5 protein-coding genes are annotated in these 4,529 nt (G+C 59.7%); all 5 read left to right on the top strand.

Annotated elements, in window-relative coordinates:
• Positions 1-261 precede the first annotated feature (261 nt).
• Positions 262-444, top strand: a complete 183-nt coding sequence (gene oscA / locus ACQRBV_RS08110; RefSeq protein ID WP_060755534.1) for a sulfur starvation response protein OscA — start codon at positions 262-264, stop codon at positions 442-444.
• Positions 445-510: 66 nt separating this feature from the next.
• On the top strand, positions 511-1,521 hold the full coding sequence (locus ACQRBV_RS08105) for a sulfate ABC transporter substrate-binding protein (RefSeq protein WP_060755535.1): 1,011 nt from the start codon (positions 511-513) through the stop codon (positions 1,519-1,521).
• A 188-nt stretch (positions 1,522-1,709) separates the two neighbouring features.
• Complete coding sequence (cysT, locus tag ACQRBV_RS08100) at positions 1,710-2,528, top strand: sulfate ABC transporter permease subunit CysT (protein ID WP_090367587.1); 819 nt, start codon at positions 1,710-1,712, stop codon at positions 2,526-2,528.
• Positions 2,529-2,541: 13 nt separating this feature from the next.
• Positions 2,542-3,414: a sulfate ABC transporter permease subunit CysW gene (gene cysW, locus ACQRBV_RS08095; protein WP_060755537.1), complete on the top strand. Its 873-nt coding sequence runs from the start codon at positions 2,542-2,544 to the stop codon at positions 3,412-3,414.
• Positions 3,415-3,417: 3 nt separating this feature from the next.
• A complete protein-coding gene (locus ACQRBV_RS08090) occupies positions 3,418-4,398 on the top strand; it encodes a sulfate/molybdate ABC transporter ATP-binding protein (RefSeq protein WP_090367583.1) in 981 nt (326 codons plus the stop codon).
• The last annotated feature ends 131 nt before the right edge of the window (positions 4,399-4,529 follow it).

Raw genomic sequence — 4,529 nt, 5'->3', positions numbered from 1 at the left:
GGTGGTTCAGCCAAGAGTTTCCAACCTGACGCACCGCTATCGGGAGCAAGCCCCCTCCCCCATGTGGAACGTCACTGGGCTTGATTTCAGCGAATGAAGATAAAAAACCTTTGCAACTCCAAGTCTTGCCAGAAAATTCTTTCTGGTTATATAAACATTCTTAAATAGTATTTTTAAGAATATCCGCGCTTATCTACTATCGCTCTCACGCCGCAAGCAGTGCCGCCACTGCGAGGCACTATTCATTTCAGGAGCGAGACCATGAGCGCATCTCTACGTAGCGTCGACGGCCAGGACGAAGCAGCCATTTTGCGTGAGATCCAGAGCGCCTTGCGCGATCTGCGGTTTGGCGCGGTGGAAATCACCGTGCACAACGCTCAAGTGGTACAGATCGAACGCAAGGAAAAATTCCGTTTGCAGAACCCGGGTAACAAACCGAACTAAGCAACTACGGCGATAGACCCCGCAACTATAAGAAAAAGCCAACACCCCGAATTTCAGGAGCCTTCTATGTCGTCGATTCGCCGTTATGCCTTGGCCGCCCTGGCCAGTGCCGTGTTTGCCGGTTCCGCCGTTGCCAAGGACTACGAGTTGCTCAACGTCTCGTACGACCCGACTCGTGAGCTGTACCAGGACTACAACGCTGAGTTCACCCAATTCTGGAAACAGTCCCACCCGGATGACAACGTCAAGATCCAGCAATCCCATGGCGGTTCGGGCAAGCAGGGCCGGGCGGTGATCGACGGCCTGCGCGCTGACGTTGTGACGCTGGCGCTGGCCGGCGACATCGACGAAATCGCCAAGCTGGGCAAGACCCTGCCGGAAAACTGGCAAACCCGGCTGCCGGACGCCAGCACCCCGTACACCTCGACCATCGTGTTCCTGGTGCGCAAGGGCAACCCCAAAGGCATCAAGGATTGGGGCGACCTGATCAAGAAAGACGTTTCGGTGATTACCCCGAACCCGAAAACCTCCGGCGGTGCTCGCTGGAACTTCCTCGCCGCCTGGGCCTACGGCCTGAAGGCTGGCGGTAGCGAAGCCAAGGCCCAGGAATACGTGAAAGAGCTGTTCAAGCACGTTCCTGTGCTCGACACCGGCGCCCGCGGCTCGACCATCACCTTCGTCAACAACGGTCAGGGTGACGTGTTGCTGGCCTGGGAAAACGAGGCGTTCCTGGCGTTGAAAGAAGACGGCGGCGCCGATAAGTTCGATATCGTCGTGCCGTCCCTGTCGATCCTCGCGGAGCCGCCGGTGGCCGTGGTCGACAAGAACGCCGAGAAAAAGGGCAACACCGAGATCGCTACCGAGTACCTGAAACACCTGTACAGCCCGGCTGGCCAGGAGATTGCCGCGAAGAACTTCTACCGCCCACGCGATGAGAAAGTCGCTGCAAAATACGCCCAGCAGTTCCCGAAACTGGACCTGGTGACTATCGACAAAGACTTCGGCGGCTGGAAAACTGCCCAACCGAAATTCTTCAATGACGGTGGTGTGTTCGACCAGATCTACACGGCGCAATAAGCCAAATTATCTGTTGGAGCCCGCTTTCCGTGGCGAGGGAGCTTGCTCCCGCTGGAGCGCGAAGCGCTCCCAAACCGGCAACTCAGTCGCCTGGTTTTGGGGCCGCTGCGCAGCCCAGCGGGAGCAAGCTCCCTCGCCACGATAGGTTCGCTACCGCAGTGGTATGTCACCGCTAACCAAGGACTCTTATGTCGCGTCGTATTTCCCCCGTCATACCCGGCTTCGGGCTGACGCTGGGCTACACCGTGGTGTACCTCAGCCTGATCGTACTCATCCCCCTGGCGGCGATGTTTGTACACGCCGCTCAACTCACCTGGGATCAGTTCTGGAACATCATCAGCGCACCACGGGTGGTGGCGGCGTTGAAACTCAGCTTCAGCACCGCGCTGTATGCCGCCCTGATCAACGGCGTGATCGGCACGCTGCTGGCCTGGGTGCTGGTGCGCTACACCTTCCCCGGACGCAAGATCATCGATGCGATGATCGACCTGCCGTTTGCCCTGCCCACCGCCGTGGCCGGTATCGCGCTGACTGCGCTGTACACGCCTAATGGCCTGGTTGGCCAGTTCGCTGCGGACCTGGGCTTCAAGATCGCCTACACCCCATTGGGTATCACCCTGGCGCTGACCTTCGTCACGTTGCCATTCGTGGTGCGTACGGTGCAGCCGGTGCTCGCCGATATCCCCCGGGAAGTTGAAGAGGCCGCCGCCTGCCTGGGCGCCAAGCCGCTGCAGGTTTTCCGCTATATCCTGGTGCCTGCGTTGTTGCCTGCCTGGCTGACCGGCTTCGCCCTGGCATTTGCCCGAGGCGTGGGTGAATACGGTTCGGTGATTTTCATCGCCGGCAACATGCCGATGAAAACCGAGATCCTGCCGTTGCTGATCATGGTCAAGCTCGATCAGTACGACTACCGCGGCGCCACTTCCATCGGCGTGTTGATGCTGGTGGTTTCCTTTGTCTTGCTGCTGCTGATCAACTTGTTGCAGCGGCGCATCGAACGTCCATAAGGAGGCGCGGAACATGTCCCAATCGTCTATTTCCGCCGCGTCCTCGGCCAACGCTGCCCGGCGCGGTAGTGCCGTATCGCGACGTATCCTGATCAGCCTCGGCTGGCTGGTGTTTGCATTGTTCCTGCTGCTGCCGCTGTTTATCGTGGTGTCCCAGGGCTTGAAGAACGGCCTCGGTGCGTTCTTCACCGCGATCCTCGAACCCGATGCGCTGTCGGCGCTGAAGCTCACGGTGATCGCGGTAGTGATTTCGGTGCCGCTCAACCTGGTGTTCGGCGTCAGCGCGGCATGGTGCGTAAGCAAATATTCGTTCCGTGGCAAAAGCATCCTGGTGACGCTGATCGACCTGCCGTTTTCGGTTTCGCCGGTGATCGCGGGCCTGGTCTACGTGCTGATGTTCGGGGCCCAGGGTTTTTTTGGCCCATGGCTGCAAGCGCATGACATCCAGATCGTATTCGCCTTGCCCGGCATTGTGCTTGCCACCATCTTCGTCACCGTGCCTTTCGTGGCGCGTGAGTTGATCCCGCTGATGCAGGAGCAGGGCACCCAGGAAGAAGAGGCTGCGCGCCTGCTCGGCGCCAATGGCTGGCAGATGTTCTGGCATGTGACCGTGCCGAACATCAAATGGGGCCTGATCTACGGCGTGGTGCTGTGCACCGCCCGGGCGATGGGCGAGTTCGGCGCGGTGTCGGTCGTGTCCGGCCACATTCGTGGCGTGACCAACACCCTGCCGCTGCATGTCGAGATTCTCTACAACGAATACAACCACGTTGCCGCGTTTGCGGTGGCCAGCCTGTTGCTGATCCTGGCGCTCTTCATCCTGCTGCTCAAGCAGTGGAGCGAGAACCGTATCAACCGCCTGCGCAAAAGCGCCGGTGAGGAATAAGTCATGTCGATCGAAGTCCGTAATGTCAGCAAGAACTTCAACGCCTTCAAGGCCCTGAACAGCATCAATCTGGACATCCAGAGTGGCGAGCTGGTGGCGTTGCTCGGCCCGTCCGGCTGCGGCAAGACCACCTTGTTGCGCATCATCGCGGGCCTTGAGACCCCGGACGCCGGCAATATCGTGTTCCACGGTGAAGACGTGTCCGGCCACGACGTGCGGGATCGCAACGTCGGCTTCGTGTTCCAGCACTACGCGTTGTTTCGCCACATGACGGTGTTCGATAACGTCGCCTTCGGCCTGCGCATGAAGCCAAAAAACCAACGCCCGAGCGAAAGCCAGATCGCGGGCAAGGTACACGAGCTGCTGAACATGGTGCAGCTCGATTGGCTGTCCGATCGCTACCCGGAACAACTCTCCGGTGGCCAGCGCCAGCGTATTGCCCTGGCCCGTGCCTTGGCGGTGGAGCCCAAGGTGCTGCTGCTGGATGAGCCGTTTGGTGCCCTTGACGCCAAGGTGCGCAAGGAGCTGCGCCGCTGGCTGGCGCGCCTGCACGAAGACATCAACCTGACCTCGGTGTTCGTGACCCACGACCAGGAAGAGGCCATGGAAGTCGCCGACCGTATCGTGGTGATGAACAAAGGCGTGATCGAGCAGATCGGCTCACCGGGTGATGTCTATGAAAATCCGGCCAGCGACTTTGTGTACCACTTCCTCGGTGACTCCAACCGTCTGCATCTGGGCGAGGACCAGCACGTGCTGTTCCGGCCGCACGAAGTGTCGCTGTCACGGCATGAGCTGGAAGACCACCACGCGGCTGAGGTGCGCGATATCCGTCCATTGGGGGCCACCACGCGGGTAACCCTGAAGGTTGAAGGCCAGAGCGAGCTGATCGAGGCCGAAGTGGTGAAGGATCACGACAGCCTGATCGGCCTGGCGCGGGGCGAAACGCTGTTCTTCAAACCCAAGGTCTGGCAAAAAGCCTGACAGGCTCGCAAACCCAATCTGAATGGGGCCAATCTGAGATAGGACCAATCTGAAATGGGGCCAATGTGGGAGGGGGCTTGCTCCCGATAGCGGTGGGGCAGCGGCAGATAAGCTGGCTGATCCACCGCTAT

The sequence above is a fragment of the Pseudomonas sp. R11F genome (assembly GCF_050312575.1).
Taxonomy (GTDB): Bacteria; Pseudomonadota; Gammaproteobacteria; order Pseudomonadales; family Pseudomonadaceae; genus Aquipseudomonas; species Aquipseudomonas palleroniana.
Note: the sequence above shows the minus strand (reverse complement) of the source record. Positions and strands in the feature narration are given on the sequence as shown.

What these genes read in the sequence shown, in the direction of transcription:
- oscA (WP_060755534.1), top strand. Translation starts at nt 262, where the DNA reads ATGAGCGCATCTCTACGTAGCGTCGACGGCCAGGACGAAGCAGCCATT.
- ACQRBV_RS08105 (WP_060755535.1), top strand. Translation starts at nt 511, where the DNA reads ATGTCGTCGATTCGCCGTTATGCCTTGGCCGCCCTGGCCAGTGCCGTG.
- cysT (WP_090367587.1), top strand. Translation starts at nt 1,710, where the DNA reads ATGTCGCGTCGTATTTCCCCCGTCATACCCGGCTTCGGGCTGACGCTG.
- cysW (WP_060755537.1), top strand. Translation starts at nt 2,542, where the DNA reads ATGTCCCAATCGTCTATTTCCGCCGCGTCCTCGGCCAACGCTGCCCGG.
- ACQRBV_RS08090 (WP_090367583.1), top strand. Translation starts at nt 3,418, where the DNA reads ATGTCGATCGAAGTCCGTAATGTCAGCAAGAACTTCAACGCCTTCAAG.